This window comes from Rhodococcus sp. D-6, from assembly GCF_040256695.1.
GTDB lineage: Bacteria > Actinomycetota > Actinomycetes > Mycobacteriales > Mycobacteriaceae > Rhodococcus > Rhodococcus pyridinivorans.
The window spans coordinates 1,778,598-1,798,492 of record NZ_CP132970.1 but is presented as its reverse complement, the minus strand read 5'-3'; the positions used below and the strand labels follow the sequence as shown (position 1 = coordinate 1,798,492).

General features: G+C 70.1%; 24 protein-coding genes. 15 read left to right on the top strand and 9 right to left on the bottom strand.

Annotation, left to right across the window (positions count from 1 at the left end):
• Positions 1–90: 90 nt before the first annotated feature.
• From RBB84_RS08460 to RBB84_RS08445, 4 genes are all read left to right on the top strand, one after another.
• Positions 91–807 carry a hypothetical protein gene (locus tag RBB84_RS08460; protein ID WP_006552766.1) on the top strand — a complete coding sequence of 239 codons (717 nt, stop codon included), beginning with the start codon at positions 91–93 and terminating at the stop codon, positions 805–807.
• A gap of 279 nt (positions 808–1,086) precedes the next feature.
• On the top strand, positions 1,087–1,365 hold the full coding sequence (locus RBB84_RS08455; RefSeq protein ID WP_006552767.1) for a hypothetical protein: 279 nt from the start codon (positions 1,087–1,089) through the stop codon (positions 1,363–1,365).
• On the top strand, positions 1,362–1,847 hold the full coding sequence (locus RBB84_RS08450; RefSeq protein WP_033098305.1) for a hypothetical protein: 486 nt from the start codon (positions 1,362–1,364) through the stop codon (positions 1,845–1,847). Before RBB84_RS08455 ends, RBB84_RS08450 begins: the two co-directional genes overlap by 4 nt.
• 118 nt (positions 1,848–1,965) lie before the next feature.
• Positions 1,966–2,415: a PaaI family thioesterase gene (locus tag RBB84_RS08445; RefSeq protein ID WP_006552769.1), complete on the top strand. Its 450-nt coding sequence runs from the start codon at positions 1,966–1,968 to the stop codon at positions 2,413–2,415.
• A 55-nt stretch (positions 2,416–2,470) separates the two neighbouring features.
• Here the strand turns inward: RBB84_RS08445 and RBB84_RS08440 are convergent, their stop codons facing one another.
• Together RBB84_RS08440 and RBB84_RS08435 are read right to left on the bottom strand one after the other, a co-directional pair.
• Positions 2,471–3,910 (bottom strand): NAD(P)/FAD-dependent oxidoreductase, encoded by a 1,440-nt coding sequence (locus RBB84_RS08440; protein WP_019289593.1) that lies wholly within the window; start codon positions 3,908–3,910, stop codon positions 2,471–2,473.
• Positions 3,911–3,989: 79 nt separating this feature from the next.
• Complete coding sequence (locus tag RBB84_RS08435) at positions 3,990–5,030, bottom strand: tyrosine-type recombinase/integrase (RefSeq protein WP_006552771.1); 1,041 nt, start codon at positions 5,028–5,030, stop codon at positions 3,990–3,992.
• 154 nt (positions 5,031–5,184) lie between these two features.
• On the opposite strand from RBB84_RS08435, the gene RBB84_RS08430 reads away from it, so the two are divergent.
• A complete protein-coding gene (locus RBB84_RS08430) occupies positions 5,185–5,409 on the top strand; it encodes a DUF2188 domain-containing protein (RefSeq protein WP_024101088.1) in 225 nt (74 codons plus the stop codon).
• A gap of 45 nt (positions 5,410–5,454) precedes the next feature.
• On the opposite strand, the gene RBB84_RS08425 is transcribed toward RBB84_RS08430, so the two are convergent.
• On the bottom strand, positions 5,455–6,651 hold the full coding sequence (locus RBB84_RS08425) for a Fic family protein (protein WP_019289591.1): 1,197 nt from the start codon (positions 6,649–6,651) through the stop codon (positions 5,455–5,457).
• Between the two features lie 130 nt (positions 6,652–6,781).
• On the opposite strand from RBB84_RS08425, the gene RBB84_RS08420 reads away from it, so the two are divergent.
• Positions 6,782–6,988, top strand: coding sequence for a hypothetical protein (locus RBB84_RS08420; RefSeq protein WP_033098304.1), 207 nt, complete (start codon positions 6,782–6,784; stop codon positions 6,986–6,988).
• A 72-nt stretch (positions 6,989–7,060) separates the two neighbouring features.
• On the opposite strand, the gene RBB84_RS08415 is transcribed toward RBB84_RS08420, so the two are convergent.
• A complete protein-coding gene (locus tag RBB84_RS08415; RefSeq protein WP_033098303.1) occupies positions 7,061–7,804 on the bottom strand; it encodes a VIT family protein in 744 nt (247 codons plus the stop codon).
• A 9-nt stretch (positions 7,805–7,813) separates the two neighbouring features.
• Entirely contained in the window at positions 7,814–8,848 is a 1,035-nt protein-coding gene (locus tag RBB84_RS08410) for an NAD(P)H-binding protein (RefSeq protein ID WP_033098302.1), read from the bottom strand.
• 137 nt (positions 8,849–8,985) lie between these two features.
• Here RBB84_RS08410 and RBB84_RS08405 point away from each other — a divergent pair, with 137 nt between their 5' ends.
• Together RBB84_RS08405 and RBB84_RS08400 are read left to right on the top strand one after the other, a co-directional pair.
• Positions 8,986–9,219, top strand: a complete 234-nt coding sequence (locus tag RBB84_RS08405) for a hypothetical protein (RefSeq protein WP_033098301.1) — start codon at positions 8,986–8,988, stop codon at positions 9,217–9,219.
• Positions 9,220–9,232: 13 nt separating this feature from the next.
• Complete coding sequence (locus tag RBB84_RS08400; protein ID WP_064257023.1) at positions 9,233–10,117, top strand: alpha/beta fold hydrolase; 885 nt, start codon at positions 9,233–9,235, stop codon at positions 10,115–10,117.
• Positions 10,118–10,127: 10 nt separating this feature from the next.
• Here the strand turns inward: RBB84_RS08400 and soxR are convergent, their stop codons facing one another.
• The gene (gene soxR / locus RBB84_RS08395) at positions 10,128–10,619 is read right to left on the bottom strand and encodes a redox-sensitive transcriptional activator SoxR (protein ID WP_033098299.1); all 492 of its coding nucleotides are present in this window, start codon (positions 10,617–10,619) and stop codon (positions 10,128–10,130) included.
• A gap of 98 nt (positions 10,620–10,717) precedes the next feature.
• Positions 10,718–10,936: a hypothetical protein gene (locus RBB84_RS08390; RefSeq protein ID WP_231912079.1), complete on the bottom strand. Its 219-nt coding sequence runs from the start codon at positions 10,934–10,936 to the stop codon at positions 10,718–10,720.
• A 185-nt stretch (positions 10,937–11,121) separates the two neighbouring features.
• On the opposite strand from RBB84_RS08390, the gene RBB84_RS08385 reads away from it, so the two are divergent.
• From RBB84_RS08385 to RBB84_RS08365, 5 genes are all read left to right on the top strand, one after another.
• Positions 11,122–12,504, top strand: coding sequence for an MFS transporter (locus RBB84_RS08385; protein ID WP_006552781.1), 1,383 nt, complete (start codon positions 11,122–11,124; stop codon positions 12,502–12,504).
• A gap of 15 nt (positions 12,505–12,519) precedes the next feature.
• Positions 12,520–13,176, top strand: a complete 657-nt coding sequence (locus RBB84_RS08380) for a response regulator transcription factor (RefSeq protein WP_006552782.1) — start codon at positions 12,520–12,522, stop codon at positions 13,174–13,176.
• Between the two features lies 1 nt (position 13,177).
• On the top strand, positions 13,178–14,605 hold the full coding sequence (locus RBB84_RS08375) for a HAMP domain-containing sensor histidine kinase (protein ID WP_033098297.1): 1,428 nt from the start codon (positions 13,178–13,180) through the stop codon (positions 14,603–14,605).
• Positions 14,602–15,534: a TAXI family TRAP transporter solute-binding subunit gene (locus tag RBB84_RS08370; RefSeq protein ID WP_033098296.1), complete on the top strand. Its 933-nt coding sequence runs from the start codon at positions 14,602–14,604 to the stop codon at positions 15,532–15,534. Before RBB84_RS08375 ends, RBB84_RS08370 begins: the two co-directional genes overlap by 4 nt.
• Before the next feature lie 1,116 nt (positions 15,535–16,650).
• A complete protein-coding gene (locus RBB84_RS08365) occupies positions 16,651–17,196 on the top strand; it encodes a hypothetical protein (RefSeq protein WP_156666052.1) in 546 nt (181 codons plus the stop codon).
• A 16-nt stretch (positions 17,197–17,212) separates the two neighbouring features.
• Here the strand turns inward: RBB84_RS08365 and RBB84_RS08360 are convergent, their stop codons facing one another.
• Together RBB84_RS08360 and RBB84_RS08355 are read right to left on the bottom strand one after the other, a co-directional pair.
• Positions 17,213–17,578: an HNH endonuclease gene (locus RBB84_RS08360; RefSeq protein ID WP_064255686.1), complete on the bottom strand. Its 366-nt coding sequence runs from the start codon at positions 17,576–17,578 to the stop codon at positions 17,213–17,215.
• A gap of 69 nt (positions 17,579–17,647) precedes the next feature.
• On the bottom strand, positions 17,648–18,718 hold the full coding sequence (locus RBB84_RS08355; protein WP_197481790.1) for a methyltransferase domain-containing protein: 1,071 nt from the start codon (positions 18,716–18,718) through the stop codon (positions 17,648–17,650).
• 207 nt (positions 18,719–18,925) lie between these two features.
• Between RBB84_RS08355 and RBB84_RS08350 the strand changes: the two genes are divergently transcribed.
• Positions 18,926–19,312, top strand: a complete 387-nt coding sequence (locus RBB84_RS08350; RefSeq protein WP_016696422.1) for a hypothetical protein — start codon at positions 18,926–18,928, stop codon at positions 19,310–19,312.
• Positions 19,309–19,878, top strand: coding sequence for a zeta toxin family protein (locus RBB84_RS08345; RefSeq protein WP_006552790.1), 570 nt, complete (start codon positions 19,309–19,311; stop codon positions 19,876–19,878). The genes RBB84_RS08350 and RBB84_RS08345 overlap by 4 nt, the downstream gene beginning before the upstream one ends.
• The last annotated feature ends 17 nt before the right edge of the window (positions 19,879–19,895 follow it).

Below are 19,895 nucleotides of genomic sequence, written 5' to 3'. Positions count from 1 at the left end.
GGGAGTAGGGGATGGGGTTGCGCACACCACCCCCGGATGCAATGGTTAGGCTTACCTAATCAAGATTCACCGTCGATCAGGAGGTGTCGGATGACGACGCTGCTGCTGCCGCCCACGGCGGCACCCGTCCGCCCGTTCGAGGACACGCGCGCTCGGCTGCGCGCACTCGCTGCGGGAGCCCCGCGCGTGTATGCGGTGGCCTGTATCGACGAAGAACCCCGCCGCCGCTGGTGGTTCCTCGGCGGCGGTGAACGCCAGCAGCGCATCGAGGCGCTCTACGACCGTGCCCTGCTCGACACCGAGGACCCGCGCATCGCCGTCGAGCAGGTCGCCGGCGCCCTCATCCACGCCGTGGTCGGCCGCGTCCTCGCCCCCTACGCCCTCGAGGGCCGCGTCTGGGATCCGGGTCTGGACAATCTGTGGCTGCACCAGGACAGCGACGGCTGCATCGACTGGGCCGGTCTCGCCGACGACACCCTGCGGGTGCTGCCCGAGGACCGCGCCGTCGGGGAACGCGACGTGGTGGTGCTGCCGTGCGAGCAGGCGATGGCGGTGTGGACCGCGCACCGCGCCGCGACCGCTCTCGATGCCGTCCATCTCGCGCTGCGGTCCCTCGTCCCGCTCGACCGGAACCGCTTCTGGGCGATCGTCGGGCGCACCGTCGTCACCGGCGCCGCCCAGCTACCCGTGCTCGGTGGTGCCTCCCGCCGTACCGCCGCGCGCCGCGGTCAGGCATTGCTCGACGCCTTCGTCGCCGCCGGCTATCCCGTCCGAGGCCTTGCCGGATTAGGGCAGCCTTCCCTATAATCGAATCCGTTCCGACTGCCGGACCGCAGCGGAGTCCTGAGGGCTGCAGTGACTCCCGGTCCCTTCCCGCGGCGGGCCTCACATCCATGTGGGGCCCGCCGTCGTGTGTCCGGAGCACCCCGCGCCCGGCGTGCACGGCAATTCGGTCATGGACGACGCCGGTGCCCGCTTCACACGACGCCGGAGCGAACTCGGCCCCGACGCCACCCCCCGTGAGGCGATCCGCGCGGTCCTGACGGAACTGCTGCCCTCGACGAGCAACGACGCGAGGAGACCCCGGTGCTCGGCGCGTTCGGATGGTCCGCGATCACCGGCGGGGGCATCACCGCCGAGGACACCTTCGCGGCGCCGCGCGCCCTGGCGACCATCGTCGCCGACCAACTCCGGCGGACACGCACCGGCGAGGACGCCGGTGATCCGGAAGCGGGCGCCGATCTCGTCGTCATGGCAGCGGGGGGACTGGCGCAGGGCATGCTGCAGGGATACTCGACCTCACGGACGCCGCTCGACCTCGTCGAGCATCTTCTCGACCGTGTCCTGGGAAGCACCGAGAGATGACCACCCTGTGGATGATCGAAGACCTCGAACCGTGGCCCGACCCGCCTGCTCCCGGCCAGGTGTGTGAACCGACCACCTCCTGGATCACACCGGGCGCGAGCGACTGCATCCGCGAACTCGCGCGGCACGTGCCCGCCCGGGTCGAGCAGGTCACCGTCGACGATCGGGTCGAGCTGCTCGCCCATCTCGGTCACGGCTTCACCACCGTGCTGCCACCGCAGCTCGACACCCTCGGCGACGTCGTGCTCACGGGGCATCTGGTGTGGGACCGCTATCTGTGGATGCTGTACCGCATCCGACCGCACGGGCGCGCCCGGGTCGCCGAACGGCATCCGGTGATCCAACGAACCAGGAGGATTCCGACCGCGGACGCGGGTTGGTACGGCGTCGAGTACGAGGGCCCGCGGACCGTGCACCGGTTCGGGCCGATCCCCGACGGCCACTCGATCGTCGCCTACGCGCTGCTGGTGACCCTGCAGTGACCACCCCGCTTGCCACGGTCGGAGGTGGGCCGGCCGAAAACCGCCATGTCTTACCATCGTTCGACGGCCACCTGTCCCGGCGGCCGGTCGAGACCACGCACGAACAAGGGAAGCCCGTATGAGCGACCAGTCCACCTCCGCCCCGGCCCAGCACGACGTGCAGGCGATCAACGCCGTCAACGACACCGGCTTCAACACTGCCCTCGGCCTCGAGTTCGTCGAACTCGGCCCCGATCTCGCGCGAGCCCGGTGGACGATCACCCCCACGCAGCACCAGCCCTACGGCATCGTGCACGGCGGGGTGTACTGCGCGGTGATCGAGACCGTCGCCAGCGTCGCCGGCGCCAACTGGTTGGGGGACAAGGGCAACGTCGTCGGGGTCAACAACAACACCGACTTCCTCCGCGCCACCCGCGAAGGGGTCCTCACCGCGACCGGCACCCCGGTCCACCGCGGCCGCACCCAGCAGGTGTGGCGGGTGGAGATCGTCGACGAGCAGGACCGTCTCGTCGCGCAGGGACAGGTGCGCCTGGCGAACATCACGAACGCGGACCGCATCGGGCACTGACCCTGTAGCCGGGCGGCTCCGGCCGGGACACCGCGCCCGGCCGGAGCGCCGACGGTCAGCCCGCAGCCTGCGTCCCGCCGCGGCCCTGCCCGGCCGGCGCCTGTGCGGAGCGGTCCCCGTCCTTCGTCGCGCTCTCGCCGTTCTGCGAGTCGCCGTCGGGTTCGTCCGCGCGCATGTGCTCGAGCGCGATCCGCGCGAACACCTGCTGCTCGGTCGCGGCCATCTCGTTGCGGCCGGTGGAGAAGAACGCCTGCGCCCACGACAACAGCGTCGACAGCTTCGACGAGAACCCCACCAGATACAGCAGGTGGATGAACAACCACGCCACCCAGCCGAGGAACCCGCTGATCTCGAGTTTGCCGACCTTCGCGACCGCACTGAACCGCGAGATGGTCGCCATGCTGCCCTTGTCGAAATACTTGAACGGTTCCCGATGGGTCGGGTCGGCGCCGTCGAGGGAGGCGATGATCTGCCGGGCCGCGTACTTGCCGCCCTGCATCGCCACCTGCGCCAGACCGGGCAGCTTGTTCAGCGACATCATGTCGCCGATGACGAACACGTTCGGATGCCCCGGCAATGTCAGATCCGGCAGCACCTCCACCCGCCCCGCCCGGTCGACCTGCGCCCCGGACTGCTCGGCGAGCTGCTTGCCGAGCGGACTGGCCGACACGCCCGCCGACCACACCTTGCACTGCGACTCGATGCGCCGCTGCGAACCGTCCTTCTCCTTGACGACGAGACCGTCGGCGTCGACATCGGTGACCATCGCGCCGAGCTGGATCTCCACCCCGAGCCGCTCGAGGGTGTTACGGGCCTTGCGGCTGAGTTTGCCGCCGTAGACCGGCAACACATCGGAGGCGCCGTCGAGCAGCACCACCCGCGCCTCGGTCGGATCGATGTTGCGGAAGGTGCCCTTGAGGGTGCGGCGTGAGAGCTCGGCGATCTGCCCGGCCAGCTCCACCCCGGTCGGACCGGCACCGACCACCACGAAGGTCAGCAACCGGGCGCGTTCGTCGTGATCGTGGGACAGTTCGGCCTGCTCGAACGCCCCGAGGATCCGGCCGCGCAGCTCGAGGGCGTCGTCGATGGTCTTCATGCCCGGCGCGAACTCGGCGAACTGGTCGTTGCCGAAGTAGGACTGGCCGGCGCCGGCGGCGACGATGAGACTGTCGAAGGGCGTGGTGGTGTAGCGCTCGAGGAACCGGGAGGTCACCGTCCGGTTCTCCAGGTCGATCCTCTCGACGTCCCCGAGCAGCACCTGCGCGTTCTTCTGTTTGCGCAGCACCATGCGGGTCGCGGGGGCGATGTCGCCGACCGACAGGATGCCCGTGGCCACCTGGTACAGCAACGGCTGGAACAAGTGATGGGTGGTGCGCGCCACGAGCGTGACGTCCACATCGGCACGAGCCAGGGCCTGGGTCCCGAACAGCCCACCGAAACCGGATCCGATCACGACCACACGATGACGGCGGGGTTCGGTCTGCTCGACGCTCATGGATGCTCCTTCACGTTGCCGGATGGATCTTGTCCCCAGTCTTGCAGTTGCCGCGCCCGCCCACAGCGCAACCGACGAGCTAGCCCGGCCCGTCGCCGAGCGACCCGAGCAGCCCGTAGACGGGGTTGTGCCGGGCGGCGTGCCGCACCGCATCGTTGGTCGCCGAGGTGTACACCTGCACGGTCTGCAACGACCGGTGCCCGAGCAGCTGCTGCAACTCGACCATCGTTGCGCCGCTGTCGGCCAGGCTCGTCGCGAAGGTGTGCCGCAGCGCGTGGGCGAGCGCACCGCGTTTGCGTTCGGACTCGATACCCGCGCGGCGGTAGATGCGCCGCACCCGGTACTGCAGGGTGCCGCGGGTGATGCGTTTGCCGTCCGCGCCGACGAACAGCGGGTCGGCCGGGTCGTGCCGCTCCCACACGGGCAACTCGTCGCGGTCGCGGGTGCGGCGCCGCGCGGCGGGGAAGCGGGCGTAGCGTTCCTCGAGATAGGCGGTGACGATCGCCGTCCAGCTGTCTTCGAGGGGGATCTCCCGTTCGATCGCGCCCTTGCCGAGCACCCGCAGCACCGGTGCCCGGCAGCCACCGAGGATGCTGCCCACATCGAGCCGGATCAACTCGTCGGAGCGGATCCCGGTGAGCAGCAGGGTCGCGATGAGCGCGAGATCGCGTTGCGGCCAGTCCCGCGCCGACTCCGCGGGGCGTTGCGCCTCCACGGTGACGGTGTCGACGAGTTGGTTGATCGCGGTGGGGGAGAACGCCTTCGGGGTGTGCTGTGGTTTCTTGGGCTGCGCGATCGAAGCCATCGGGTTGCCTTCCGACACCCCTTCGGAGACGAGGAAGTTGCAGAAGTTGTTCCACACCGACCAGGCGCGGCGCACCGACGCCGGCTGCCGCTCGGCGGCGAACGCCGCGAACGCCGACCGCAGCCCGCGTACCGTCACGTCCCCGAGCGTCAACGCGTCCTGCGGCACGGCGGCAGTCGCCGCGAGATGCGCGCGCACCGCGTGCAGGTCGAGCCGGTAGGCCTTGATGGTGTGCGGAGACCGTTTCGCGGTCTGCAAGGTCTCCAGATACGACCCGATCCAGTCCGACAATCCCGGCTCGGTCGCGCTGCCCACCACGATGCCCCTCCCGTGAAGATCCGCTCGTACAGATGTGCGAGTCCAGTGTGACAGCAGGGACCGACGGGACAGCAGAGACCGCGTCCGGATTCGGGGAGACCGGCGCCGGGTACGCGATGGACAACCGACCGTTCGTGGAGAGGAGCACCCCATGCCCGCAGGCGATGTCGAGACGTTCCACCAGGACGGATCCTGGCACAACCGCATCGAGGGCTCGAGCGACCTGCTCGGCACCTATCCCACCCGCGAGGAGGCCGTCGCCGCCGGCCGCGACGAGGCGCGCCGCCGCAAGGTCGAACACCTTGTCCACAACCTCGACGGGACGATCGGCGAACGCAACACCTACGGTCACGACCCGCGCGACATCCCGGGCTGATCGACCCCGAACCGACCGTCGCCGGGGCGATCGATACCGAGGAGGTCAGTCGCGGCGGCGTTTGGCGCGCGCGGCGAACTCGTCGAGCACCCGCACCACATCCTTGGCCTGCCAGATGCGATTGCGGCGCCCCTCGGTGATCTGCGTGAGGATCCCCGCGTCCACCAGCCGATCGATGGCGATCTGCGCGTTGGCGCCGGTCACCGACAAGGCCGCGGCGGCCGACCGGTTGTCGATCACCGGCTGGCGCAGCAGTACGTCCGAGAGCCGGTGCACTGCCGAATCCCGCCGCGCCGTCACCCGGGACCGCCACAGCTCGCGTACCGCCTCGAGATCGGCGACGAGCGTGCGGCCGTTGGCGACCGCCGCGAACGACGCGTCGACGATCGAGTGCACGATCGGCCCGATGTCCCCGGCGCGGTAGGCGCCGAGCGCATCGAAGTACTCCCCGGTGTTGTGCAACAGGCCCGCCGAGACCGGCACGGCGACACTGCGGGTGAGCTGCCCGCCGCGCAACATCGCCTGGATCAGCGCGCGACCCACCCGGCCGTTGCCGTCCGGGAACGGGTGGATGGTCTCGAACTGGGCGTGCGCGACCGCGATCTGCGCGACCACCGGCAGATCCACCCGGTGGGCGAAGGCCACCAGATCGTCGATCAGCTCGGGCACCCGCGCGTGGTGCGGGGGCACGAACTGCGCGGTGTGCGGGCCCAGGCTGCCCCCGCCGATCCACACCTGCTGGGTGCGCCACCGTCCCGCGATGGTCGGATCGTCGTACTCGAGCAGCGCGTGGTGCATCCGCAGGATCGCGGCGGCGTCGATCGCATCGGACAGCTCGAGCGCCGCGCGCATCGCCCGCACGTTGCCGACGATCAGGCGAGCGTTGCGGGAGGCGTGTTCGCCGAGTTCGGCGAGCGCGATCTGCCGCGCCCCGCTGGAGAGGTTCTCGATCTCCGAACTCGACGCGCTCTCGGTGCGCAGCAGGATGGAGGCGAACGGGGCGGTGATATGCCCGACCTCGACATCGAAGCGGGTCAGTTCCGTCGCGGCTTCCTCGGTGAGGGCCTGCAGTTCGCCGTCGAGCGGGAGGGGCCGGTGGGCGATGAGCGGGGGGACCGCGGCGCGGTAGGGGCCGGTGGTCAGGCGTTTCTCCCGCCGCGAGCCGTAGGCATCGCTGCTCACCCACGGGTGCTGTTCGTAGGTGACCGCGGGCCAGCCGGGCGCGACGTCAACCGATGCCATCCCCGGAACATACCATCGGATAGTCGATTATCCGATGGTATGGATCGGGGGTGGGTTCGGATCCGGCCGTTGTGCACGGCCGGAACCGGAGGTTTGGGCCACAGGTGGTTCGGACGTAGGGTGCTGGGCCATGGCATTACCGACCTTCGACATCGACACGCCCATGGCCTATCACGTTGCGCAGCACAACATCCTGCAGAGACTCGATGCCGGCGACGACGCCGGGACGGTGCGGGAGGAATGGCGGCAGGCCATCGAGCGCATCATCGACAACCATCTCGCCGGCCACGACGCGCTGAGCTTCGTGACCGCTCCCGCGCTCGGCCCGGTCGACTGACGCACCGCTCGGTACACCCCGCCCCGCGGACCGGCACGGGCCGCGGAGCGGGGACGCCGGGCTTGCGCACCGCTACACGACGGTGTCGAACAACTGGCCGACCCCGTAGGTCACCACCATCGCGAGCGCACCACCGAACACCACCCGCACCACCGCCCGGCCCCGCCGGGCGCGGCCGAGCCACGCACTGATCGATCCCGTCGCCGCCAGCGCACACAACACCGCCACGAACGTCACCGGGATACGCACCGTGTCGGGCGCCGCGACCACCATCAGCAGCGGCACCAGCGCCCCCAGGGTGAACGACACGGCCGACGACAACGCCGCCACCCACGGATTCGCGAGTTCGGTCGGGTCGATCCCCAACTCCACTTCGGCGTGCGCGGCCAGCGGGTCCCGCGCCGTCAACTCCTCCGCCGCGGCACGCGCCGTGACCGCCGACAATCCCTTCCCCTCGAGCAGGGCGGCGAGTTCGGCGAGTTCGGCCTCCGGCATGGCGGCGAGTTCGCGACGTTCCGTGTACAGCGCCGCGCGCTCGGTGTCGCGTTGGGCGCTCACCGACACGTATTCGCCCAGCGCCATCGACACCGCCCCCGCGGCCAGCCCGGCCGCACCGGCGGTGAGGATCGCCGACTCGTTCGCCGTCGCGGCCGCGACACCGACGACCAGTCCCGCGGTCGAGACGATGCCGTCGTTCGCGCCGAGCACACCCGCCCGCAGCCAGTTGAGTTTGCTCGCCAACCCGGCGGTGTGCGGTTCGCGGTCCTCGTGCGGCCTGCGGGAATCGTTCGGGGACGACGGATCCGGACGTGACATGTCATGAAGCTACACCGGCGGTCGGCGGCGCGGTGGGATACCCACGGCGGAGTATCGGCGCGCCTCCGCGGCGGCGACCGCCCATTCCGGATCCCCGGGCAGCGCACCCATCGGGTCCCGCTGCGCGCACGGCACACTCACATCGGCGGGCAGCACTGCGCGCTGCAGCGCCTGCACGATCCCCACCGGCCGATGAGCGGCCGGGACCAGGCGGCCGATCCACCGACGATCGCGGGCCGTCATGTCGTGTCGCAGGCTCTCCATCAGCGCCGCCACGGTTCCCGACGGCACCTCCGTCAGCCACGAGCCGATCCGGCCGATCACCGCGCCCGGCAATCCGGCGACGGTGACCTGGGCGCGCGGCATGCCCGTGATCTGCCCGTAGAGGCGGAGCAACTCGGGATAGCGCAGCGACTGCCCGCACCCCACGTCGAACGAGTCCGTGGGGGTGTCGGCGACGGCCGCCCCGAGCACCGCGGCGACCAGGTCGACGACCGCGATCGGCTCGACCCGCGAGTCCATCCAGTCGGGTACCACGGTGACGGGTAGGCGCCCCGCGAGTTGGCCGAGCACCTCGAAGCTCGTCGACCCGGAGCCGAGCACCACCCCGGCCCGCAACGTGATGACCGTCCGGTGGGAGCGGGACAGTTCCTGCTCGACCTCCCAGCGGGAGAGCAGATGCTCGGACAGCGCGTCCGGCGCACAGTCGGGGACGAACCCGGAGACGTAGACGACACGCGTCACCTGCGAGGCATCGACCGCGTGCCGGACGGTGCGGGCCGCTGCCAGGTCGAGGTCCCGGAAGTGCGCCGAGCGCATCCCGTGCACGAGATAGACCACGACGTCGACATCGTCGAGCGCGGATGGGAGAGTGTGCGCGTCGGTGACGTCCACTCGCGTGGTCTCGACCTGGTCGTGCCACCAGCAGCCTCGCAGGGACGCGGGGTTCCGGGCGGCGGCGCGCACGGGGCAGCCGATAGCGAGGAAGGCGGGGACGACCCGGCTGCCGACGTAGCCGGATGCACCGATCACGAGAACTCTCATGCGCTGTCCCGTCCCTTGTCGCCTTCGGGAGGATGCACCGTGTAGGACGGCGGTGAAACATCGGGACCGGTTCCCGCCACAAAAATAGTGTTACCGTTGGTCACAAATACAGTGGCCGGTATCGAAGGAGGCCTCCCATGTCGATGCTGCGCGACAGCCCACTCCGACATCGGATCCTGTTCGTCCTCGCCGTCCCCCTCGGCGCCGGACTGCTGTCCGCCCTCGGACATCTCGTCCAGCGCCGCCACGGCCGGCCCACCTCCGTCTCCGAATCCCTCTTCGCCATCGCCAGCAGCCTGCGCCGCCGCACACTGTTCACCCGGCCCACCGGCGACCACCCACCGGCCCCCGAGACGCCAGGACAACCATGACCACAGGACGACCATGACCACCCACACCGTCACCAACGGGCCCGTCCGACTCCACGTCGTCGAAGAAGGCAACCCGCACGGACCGACCCTCGTCCTCGTCCACGGCTGGCCCGACACCCACGCCCTGTGGGACCGCGTCGCACCCCTGCTCGCCGACGACTTCCGCATCCTGCGCTACGACAACCGCGGCGCCGGCGCCTCCACCGTCCCCCGCGAGGTGGCGCACTACCGGCTCGAACACCTCGCCGCCGACCTGCACGCCGTCATCGACGCCCTCGCCCCGAACGACCCCGTCCACCTGCTCGGCCACGACTGGGGCGCCGTGCTGTGCTGGGAAGCGGTATGCGAACCCGACGCCGGCGAGCGCATCGCCTCCTACACCTCGATCTCCGGTCCCAACCTCGACCACCTCGGCCTGTGGATGCGCCGCCGCCTCCGGCACAAACGCCCACTCGGCCCCGCCGAACAGGCCCTCGCCTCCGCCTACACCCTCGCCTTCCAGATCCCCGGCCTGCCGAATCCGGTGCTGCGCGGCCCGCTCGCCCGCCACTGGCCGGCCTTCGTCGGATTCTTCGACCGCACCGACCCCGCCGCGATCGCCCCCGTCGCCCCGACCCTCGCCGACGACATGGTGCACGGACTGTCCCTGTACCGGGCGAACATCCGCACGCGTCTCACCCGACCCCGCGAGCGGCACACCGACGTCCCGGTCCAGCTGATCCAGAACCTGCGCGACCGAGCCGTACGCCCCGTCGGCTACGAGGACACCTCCCGCTGGGTCACCGACCTGCGCATCCACCCACTCGACGCCGGGCACTGGTCGCCGCGCTCCCACCCCCGCAACATCGCCGACGCCACCGCCCGATTCGTGCAGCAGATCGAAGCCGCGCGCACCTGACCGCATGACCTCAGCCGGACGACTCCGCGCGCGGCGCCGACTCCACCGGCGCATCGTCGTCGTGCACCGATAGCCGCCGCGGACCCGGACCCTGCTGCCCGAGCACGTCACCGGGATTCGCGAGCGGACACGACGCCAAACTCAGGCACCCGCAGCCGATGCAATCGGTGAAACTGTCGCGCAACGCGGTGAGATCCTCGATGCGGCGGGTCAGCCGGTCGTGCCACGCCCGCGACAGTCGCGCCCAGTCCTCCGTCGTCGGCACACGACTGTCCGGCAACGAATCGAACGCATCCTTGATCTCCTCCAGGGACACCCCCACACCCTGCGCGACCTTGATGAACGCCACCTTGCGCAGCGTGTCGCGACGATAACGCCGCTGATTGCCCGAGGTGCGGCGACTGGTGATCAGACCACGCGACTCGTAGTAGTGCAGCGCCGAGACCGCCACCCCGGAACGGTCCGCCAACTGCCCGGGTGTCAGCCATATCGCAGGGTTCATCGGCCCCCTCCTCGCCCCGCAGACATCGTGATCGAGTTGTGCTGCACAGTACCGGCCACCGAAGACACCGGGCACCCGGGTCGCGTGAGCGCCCGGGGTCAGAACGACGGCGGCCCGAACTCGGCAGCGACCTCCGGCGCATCCATCCGCAACATGTCGTACGCGGTGTGCGCCAGCGTCCGCACCGACTTCGGGTACGGCCGCTCGAACCGCTCGCAGACCCGCGCCGTCGCCAACGCCGCCTCGAACCGCCACTTACGGGAACCGCTCACGAACGTCCGGGCCTGGAACAGATAACTCGATGCGGGGATCGTCACGTCGACCACCGTAGAACCTCCGACCGGCACAGCGGGGGAGCGGCACCCCGCGCGCCACGCCGATCCCACCCGTCCCGACCACATTCCTAAGGGAGTGTTAGGAACCGCCACAGACCCTTCCGCAACCACTGTGACCCGAACCACTGTGGGGAGCGCACAGATCCACGCAGCGAAAGGAGTCCCGGGTGAGCACCACCTCGACGGGCGAACGCCGAGTCATCGGCAACGTGTTGAAAGGCTCGGTCGGCAACCTGATCGAGTGGTACGACTGGTACGTCTACGCCGCGTTCAGCGTCTACTTCGCGAAGGAATTCTTCCCCGAAGGCGACCCCACCGCCCAACTGCTGTCCACCGCAGCGATCTTCGCCGTGGGATTCCTCATGCGACCGATCGGCGGCTGGATCATGGGCCGCTACGCCGACCGGCGCGGACGGCGCTCGGCGCTGACCCTGTCGGTCACCGTCATGGCCGTCGGCTCCCTCATCATCGCCGTCACCCCGGACTACGCGACCATCGGACTCGCCGCACCCCTTCTTCTCGTCCTCGCCCGCATGATGCAGGGACTGTCCGTCGGTGGTGAATACGCCACCAGCGCCACCTATCTCGCCGAGGTCGCCTCACCCGGACGCCGCGGGTTCTACTCGAGCTTCCAGTACGTCACCCTCGTCGCCGGACAGCTCATCGCCCTCGGCGTCCAGATCGTCCTGCAGCTCACCCTCTCCGCCGAGGCCATGCAGGCGTGGGGCTGGCGCATCCCGTTCGTCATCGGCGCCGTCGCCGCCGTCGCCGTGATGTGGCTGCGCCGCACCATGGACGAATCCGAAGCGTTCACCGAGGAAGTCGCGGCCAAGAGCGCCACCGACCGGCCGGAGAGCACGCCCGAGCAGGGCGGCATCCGGATGCTGCTGCAGTACCCCCGCGAATGCCTACTGGTGTGCGCGCTGACCCTCGGCGGCTGCGTGGCGTTCTACACCTACACCACCTACATGCAGAAATACATGATCAACACCTCCGGCATCTCCAAGGACACCGTCGCCTGGATCAACTTCGCCGCCCTGCTGGTGTTCATCGTCCTGCAACCCATCGGCGGGGCCCTGTCGGACCGCATCGGCCGCCGCAAACTGCTCATCTTCTTCGGGGTCGGCGGCACCGTGCTCACCGTCCCGTTGATGACGATCCTCGGCAGCACCACGAACCCGCTGATCGCGTTCGGGTTGATGATGCTCGGCCTGACCGTCGTCACCGGCTACACCTCGGTCAACGCCATCGTGAAGACCGAACTGTTCCCCACCAAGGTCCGCGCGCTCGGCGTCGGCCTGCCCTACGCGCTGACCCTGGCGATCTTCGGCGGCACCGTCGAAACCGTCGCACTCGCGCTCAAGCGCGCCGGCCACGAATCGCTATTCTTCTACTACGTGACCGGCTGCATCGCCGTCTCGCTCGTCGTGTACTTCTTCATGCGGGAGACCTCCGACGGCTCACCCCTGGACCGCACGAGCACCGACCGCACGAGCACCCACACCGACACCCCCGACGAGCACGCCGACCTGGCCACCTCGCGACACTGACCGAAAGGGACCCACGTGCAGATCGCGGTGGTCGAGGACGACGACGGCGTCGGCGACGCCCTCGTCGAAGCCCTCACCTCCCACGGCCACCGGCCGATCCGCATGCGGCGCGGCGCCGACCTGCTCCTCGGACACCGCGACCTCGACGTCGTCATCCTCGACCTCGGCCTGCCCGACGCCGACGGCCTGCAGGTGCTCCGGCAACTGCGGGCCGTCAACGACGTCCCCGTCGTGATCCTCACCGCGCGCGGCGACGAACGCTCGGTGGTACGCGGCCTGCGCGGCGGCGCCGACGACTACCTCGTCAAACCGGCCCGCCTGGCCGAACTGCTCGCCCGCGTGGACGTCGTCACCCAACGGCGCCGCGCGCTGTCCGAGTCCTCCCGCATCGTCCGCGCCGGCGACGTCGTCGTCGACCTCGACGCCCGCGAAGTCGAGGTGGGCGGCGAACCGGTCACCCTCACCCCGAAGGAATTCGACCTGCTCGCCGTCCTCGTCGCCCGCCCCGGCGCCGCGGTCAGCCGCCAACAACTCATGGACGCCGTGTGGGGCGACGCCTATGTGGCGATCTCCCGGTCGCTCGACGTGCACATGACCGGGCTGCGCGCCAAACTCGCCCGCCCCGGACTCATCTCCACCATCCGCGGCTACGGCTACCGGTGGGGCGGCTGACATGCAGCGACGCGTCCTGGCGGTGCTGCTCGTCTTCGCGACCGTCGCCGTCGTCGCCTTCGCCGTCCCGCTCGCCCTCGCCACCAGCGCCGGCCGCACCGCCGTCCTGGGAGCGAACCGGGAAGCCGACGCCCACCACTTCGCCACCCTCGCCGTCCAGACGCGCGCCCCCGGCAGCACCGCCCTGCTCGACGAGGAGGTCACCCGCTACGACCGGCTCTACGACGAGGGCGTGCTCATCGTCGACGCGCGCGGCGCACCCCGCGCGAGCGCGGGCCTGACCCCGACCGACCCCGGTGTGCCGGAGGCGATCACCGCCGGTCTGCGCAACCAGAAACAGGGCATCGGCGGTCCGCTGACCCCGTGGTCCCCGCACCGGGTACTGCTCGCCGTGCCGGTGGGTACCGGCGCCCAGGTCGAAGGAGCCGTCGTCGTCGACGTGTCCACCGACGCCGCCCGCCACGACATCCGCACCTCGTGGCTGCTCATCGTCACCGGCGCAGCGGCGGCGCTCGTGCTCGTCACCATCCTCGCGACCGCCCTGTCACGGTGGACGGTCCGCCCGCTCACCGCGCTCACCGCGCGGGTCGCGGCGCTCACCGACAGCGTCCCGGCGCTGCATCCACGCTCCCGGACCGGGGACACCACCACCTCGGTCCGGCATCACGGCCCCCCGGAGGTCCGGGAACTCACGCAGGCCTTCGACACCATGTCCGAGGCGGTCCGCACGTCCACCCGCGCCCAGAGACAGCTCATCGCCGACACCGCGCACCAACTCCGGAACCCGCTCGCCGCCCTGCACATCCGACTCGACTCCCTCGAACCGCACGTCGGCGCCACCGGCGTGGAGACCTATCGGCGCACGGCCGTCGAAGTCGACCGGCTCGGCGGCATCCTCGACGGCCTGCTCGCCCTCGCCACCGCCGAATCACCTACCGATATCACCGAGACGGACGGGCACGACGGGTGCGATGTCGGCGCCGTCGTCGCCGACCGCGCGGATGCCTGGTCCGAGGCCCTGGCCGAGGCCGGTATGACCGTCAGCGTGGACGAACCGTCCGGGCAGCGCCTGCAGGCCGGCTTCTCCGCCGACCATCTCGCTCAGGTGCTCGATGTGCTGCTCAGCAACGCGAGCAAGTACGCCCGCGCGGCCACCGGGGTCCGCATCACCACCCGACACCACGACGGGACCATCCGGATCCGCGTCGAGGACGACGGCGCCGGAGTCGCACCCAATGAGCTCGGCGCCCTCACCTCCCGGTTCTTCCGCGGGTCCCGAGCCGACGGGCCCGGCACCGGCCTCGGGCTGTCCATCGCGGTCGCGCTCGTCGAGACCGGCGGCGGCACCCTCGACCTCGCCGCCGCCGACCCGCACGGACTGGCCGTCACCCTGACCCTGCCCGCCGACTCCCGCGCGGAGGCATCATGATCACCCGCCGCGATCTCCTGCGGTCCGTCGCGCTGCTGGCGGTGGGCGGAGCCGCCGCCGGCTGCACGCGCACCGGAGAGCGTGAGGAACTGATCCTGGCGGCAGGGGAGGAGGGTGGGTTCTTCTGGGAGTTCGCCGAACTCACCGCGGCCGCCGCCGACCGGGCGGGCCTGCCCATCGCGATAGTGCCGGAACACACCCCGGGGTCGGTCACCAATCTCGCCGCGCTGACGGCGGGGAATGCGGAGCTGGCGTTGACCCTCACCGATGTCGCGGTGCGTGCCCACGACGAGGGCGCGCGGTTCACGGCGATCGGACGGGTCTACGAGAACTACATGCAGTTGGCCGTGCGTGCGGACTCACCGATCCGGAAGATCGCCCAGTTGCGGGGCGCACGGATCAGCCTCGGCGCTCCCGGATCGGGTGCCGAATTCACCGGCGAACGCATCCTCGCCGTCGCCGGGCTCGCCGAGCCGGGAGCCGTCACCCGGGTGCACCTGTCGATGGCCGACGCCGGTCGCGCGCTGGTGGACGGCGAGATCGACGCGGTGCTGTGGGCGGGTGGTGTTCCTACCCCGTCGTTCGCGAACCTGGGCGTGCCGTTGCGGCTGATCGATCTGTCCGTGCTCCTCGAACCGCTGCGGGCCCGATTCGGTCCGCGATACGAACCGGTGCTCATCCAGCCCGGCACCTACGGGCAGCCGGACGCCGTCGCCACTATCGGGTTGGGCAACCTGCTGCTCGCCGGGGCATCGGTGTCGAACGAGGCCGCCGCCGCACTGGTGGATCTGCTCGTCGACCATGCCTCCGAACTCGTGCCGGCCCAGGCCACCGGCAGTCAGTTCCTCGACCGGCAGTCGCTGATCGTCACGGCCGATGTCCCGCTGCATCCGGGAGCGGTGGCCGCGTACCGGCGTCATCACGGCTGACGAGACGGGCGGACAGGGGAGAAGGGGCCCTGAATCGTGCCGACCCAGGCACATAGTGGGGTGGAAGGCATGCGCTGGTGTCGGTGGGATGCGGTGCGGAGATCGGGCTCGCCCTCGAGGTTCGAGGAGATCGGGACCGGATCGGCTGTGCAGGGGACATGCGCGGGGCACAATGGAACCGTTCACCTCTGTGTGCGTGAAATTCGTTGGCAGCCAACACGATTCATGGATAACGGTGATTATCCATCAAATGTGGAAGAGGCGAGAAGGGGCGATCGGTGGTCGCAGCACCCCGGGGGACGGGATGATCCCGCGCCACCAACATGCGCATCGTCCGCGCGATCTGCGGCGCGCAACGCGCACGCGAGACGACCACACGGTGCTGCCGCAACGCCGCATCGGTGAACCGTGGGTCGGTGCAGTGTGCGCGTCGCTGCGGCATGGCACCCGATGCATGAGCAGCCGAACGCGCGTCGAGCGGATCGGCGGCTCGATCCGGCACGGGCGCCGGCAGGCCGGTCGCAGTCCGGAGGTGAGCCGGACTCGAGCCAGAGGCCGAGTGGCAGGTGGGGCCCATCGCATCGATTCGGGGCGAACCAGGGATCTCCGAACGCCTCGGACGCCCTGCCGCACCTGTCCGGAGGAGGTCCGGTTCCACTCTAGTTAACATAATGTAGATTATCGGCAATTTTGATATGGGCGGTGAACTGGGGTTCGGCACTGATAATCCCGATGCCGCCCAATGACGTCCCCTGATCCGCAGATTCGCGCCGTCGTCGCACACACTGCATCGCGTCGTGCGCCGTGCCGTCCGGCGCGCGTTGTTCCCTCCGCCTCGTGCGACGTGCGAACCGCGCCGCACGACGCGCTCCCGGCACTCGAGCTTGCCGCGCATTCGCCGTGCCCGGCCCGGTCCGCCGCCTGGTGTCGGTTCGCTGCCTCGGACGCCCGATACGACCTTCCGGGCCCGCCACCCTCGCCCCCTGCCTGTCCGCCCAGCCGTCGTGAAAACGTCACAGTGACGTTTTCACGTGGTCTAGCGGGTCCCGCTGTGGACACCTATCTGCGTCGATATCATCGGCGCGGCAGTGACAACGCGATCCGGGAAGGTCGACCGTGACGCAACCACGGCTCCTGCGTTCCTGGGTGGTCTTCGCGATCACCACCGTCCCGTTCTATCTCTGGGGTGCACTCACCGACGGTGAATTCGACATCACCGGTGCGCGTCTGCCGGTCAGTGCGTTGATGTTCGTCTGCCCGGCACTTGCGGCCCTCGCCGCCGGCGGCGGGCGCGAGTCGGCCCGGCGGCGCATGTGCACGCTGCCGCGCGCGCTGTGGCTGATCGTCGCACTGTTTGTATCAGCTGCGCTGGTGCTGGTCGCATCTATCGTGGTCGCCGGTACCGGTCCGTCCGGCATCTCGGTCTCCCTCGTGGCGGTCGTCGGTGCGTATTTCGTTGCGGCGGTGTGCGAGGAACTCGGGTGGACGGTGGACGTTCCTGGCGGCGAGCGGGATCTGCTCGCCTGTCGCGTCCGCGGTGGCCGTCGGGGTCGCCGTGCTCGTCCTGACCTGTCTGTGGGTCGCGTCCCGCCGGGTCGAGGGTGCGGACTCCCCTCCTCCGCCTCGGACGATAAACCCAGAAACGTCACAGTGACGTATTAATCTCGCCTCCCGTGCATTATGACGCTCGCCGCAACCGCCGCAACTGCGCGGACAGATAATCCCGGGCACGGCGATGACCACCGACCCGGACGAGTTCGTCGGCGAGCTTCTCGAGCAGTCGTGACAGCAGCTCCTCGTCGGGTGACCAGCCCTCGCGCTGCCGGCACCGGTCGAGCCATTCGACCGGCGCGATGTGTCCGCGGTCGGCGTTGCAGCGTCGGCACGCGGCGACCTCGTTGGCGGTGATGCTCGGCCCGCCCTTCAGGCGCGGCACCAGATGATCGGTGGTCGGGGTGATCAGCCGCCCGAACTCCCGTCCACACCACAGGCACCGCCCGTCCTGACGGTCCAGGGCGAGCGAGAGTCGAGTGACGCGGTCCATCCTCCGATCGTCGCCTATCGGCGCCGCCGGGGTCGCCGATGAGTCCGATCCGGTGTCCCGGAGACTGTTTCAGGGGCGTGCTTCGAGGACGAGGTTGAAGGGTGTTTCGGTGGCGCGGCGGAAGGTGCCGAATCCGGCTTCGGCCGCGACGTCGGCGAGTCGGCGCTCCCCGGCCTGGGCGCCGAGCCCGAGCGCGACCGGCTGGTCGAGGGACGACGGGGTGCACAGCACCGTCGATGCGGCGTAGTACATCCGGCCGACCGGGTTGAGGTTCTCGGGCAGGCTGTCGCGGGCGAACGGTTCGACGAGCATCACCGCGCCGTCGTCGGCAAGCGCGCCGCGCGCGTACCGCAGTGCGCCGACGGGATCGCCCATGTCGTGCAGGCAGTCGAAGTAGCAGATCAGGTCGTAGTCGGATCCGGGGAAGTCGGTCGCGGAGGCGACGGTGAAGGTGGCGTTGTCGACGCCCTCCTCCGCGGCCAGTTCCGTCGCCCGCGCGATGGACGCGTCGTGGTAGTCGAAGCCGCGGATGGTGGACTGCGGGAACGCCTGCGCGAGCAGGGTCGTGGAGACACCGTGGCCGCAGCCGATGTCCGCGACGGTGGCGCCGGCGCGCAGTGTGTCGACGACCCCGTCGAGGGCGGGCAGCCACACGTCGACGAGGTTGGCGCGGTAGCCGGGGCGGAAGAACTGTTCGGTGCCGACGAACAGTTCGGGATCGTGTTCGTGCCAGCCGAAACCTTCGCCGTTGCGGATGCGTTCGGCGATGCGGCTGCGGTCCTTGTACACGGAGCCGATCAGGTGGAAGCCGCCGGCCAGGTAGACGGGGCTGTCCTCGCGGGCGAGGGCCATGGCGTGTTCCGGTGCCAGGCTGAACGTTCCGGCGTCGGGATCGTAGGTGAGATAGCCGCTGGCGGTCTCGGCGGAGAGCCATTCGCGCAGATAGCGTTCGCGGATGCCGGTGCGGTCGGCGAGTTGTTCGCTGCTGACCGGGCCGGCTTCGTCGAGCGCGCGCCACAGTCCGAGTTCGGCGCCGATGAGCACCAGTGCGCCGTTCATGGCCGCACCCATGTCGACGACGAGTTGTCCGAGGGTCTGCTCGAGTCGTGCTTGGTCGGGTTCGTGCATCTCCGTGGTCATCACGCACCTCCTGGCGATGGGAGTACTCGCTCACGGTAGGTCGCGTGGCCGGTTCCGCGGCGACGGCTCGGGTTCGATCGGGTGTCGATCCGGGTGGCGGTGCGTAGCGGGAGGTCACGAACCGGGTGGTGGCGGGAGGATTCGGGGGGTGCGTGGCGTGTTGCAGACAGCTACGCTTGTAGCAGACTGCAACATCAGGAGGCCGTCATGACGTCATCCACCGACAAGGTCACCCGCTTCGACGCCGAACTCGTCGACAGCGCCATCGCCGAGGGTGGCCGCCAGAACCGCACCGGACGCCAGCAACTCGAATACTGGGCCCGCATCGGCCGCGCGATGACCGCCCACGAGACCGCCTCCCTGCACCGGGTGCACGAGGCGCTGGCCGGGACACGGGAGCTGAGCGAGCTCACCGCCGCCGAGGGACGGCTGTTCGACGCGGAGATCGATGCGCGCCTGGCGGACGGGCTGGCCCGCACCGACTACGCCGAGGTTCTCGCCGCGCGTGGGGTCACCACGGTGGTGCTCGACGACGAAGGCCGGCTGGTCGAGCAGCGTCCCGACGGTAGTCGCCGGGTGCTCGACGACGCATGAGGCGTCTGGATCTGATCGTCGGTCCCAACGGTTCCGGCAAGTCGACGTTCGTCGAGTTGTCCCTCGCTCCCCTGCTGCCGCGCAGCGTGTTCGTCAATGCGGATGTGATCGCGCGGCAGCGCTGGCCCGACCGGGCGGAGGAGATGTCGTACGAGGCGGCGCAGCTCGCCGCGGCGGCGCGGGACCGGTTGCTGCGGCAGGGCCGGTCGTTCATTGCGGAGACGGTGTTCTCGCATCCGTCGAAGCTGGAGTTGATCGACCGCGCGCACGAGGTGGGGTTCACGGTGGTGCTGCACGTGATGCTGGTGCCCGAGGCGATGTCGGTGCTGCGTGTACAGCACCGGGTGGCCTCCGGTGGGCATGCGGTGCCCGAGGACAAGATCCGGGCGCGCTATCGGCGGTTGTGGCCGCTGGTGACCGAAGCGATCGGCCGCGCCGATCAGGCGTCGGTGTACGACACGGCGTCCGGGACCCCGGTGGTGGTGGCGCGGTTCGCCGGCGGGGTGCCGGTGGGTGCGGTGCGCTGGCCGGGATGGGCGCCGGCGGCGCTCACCGGGCTCGGCTGAGAGATCCGGGCCCGGTG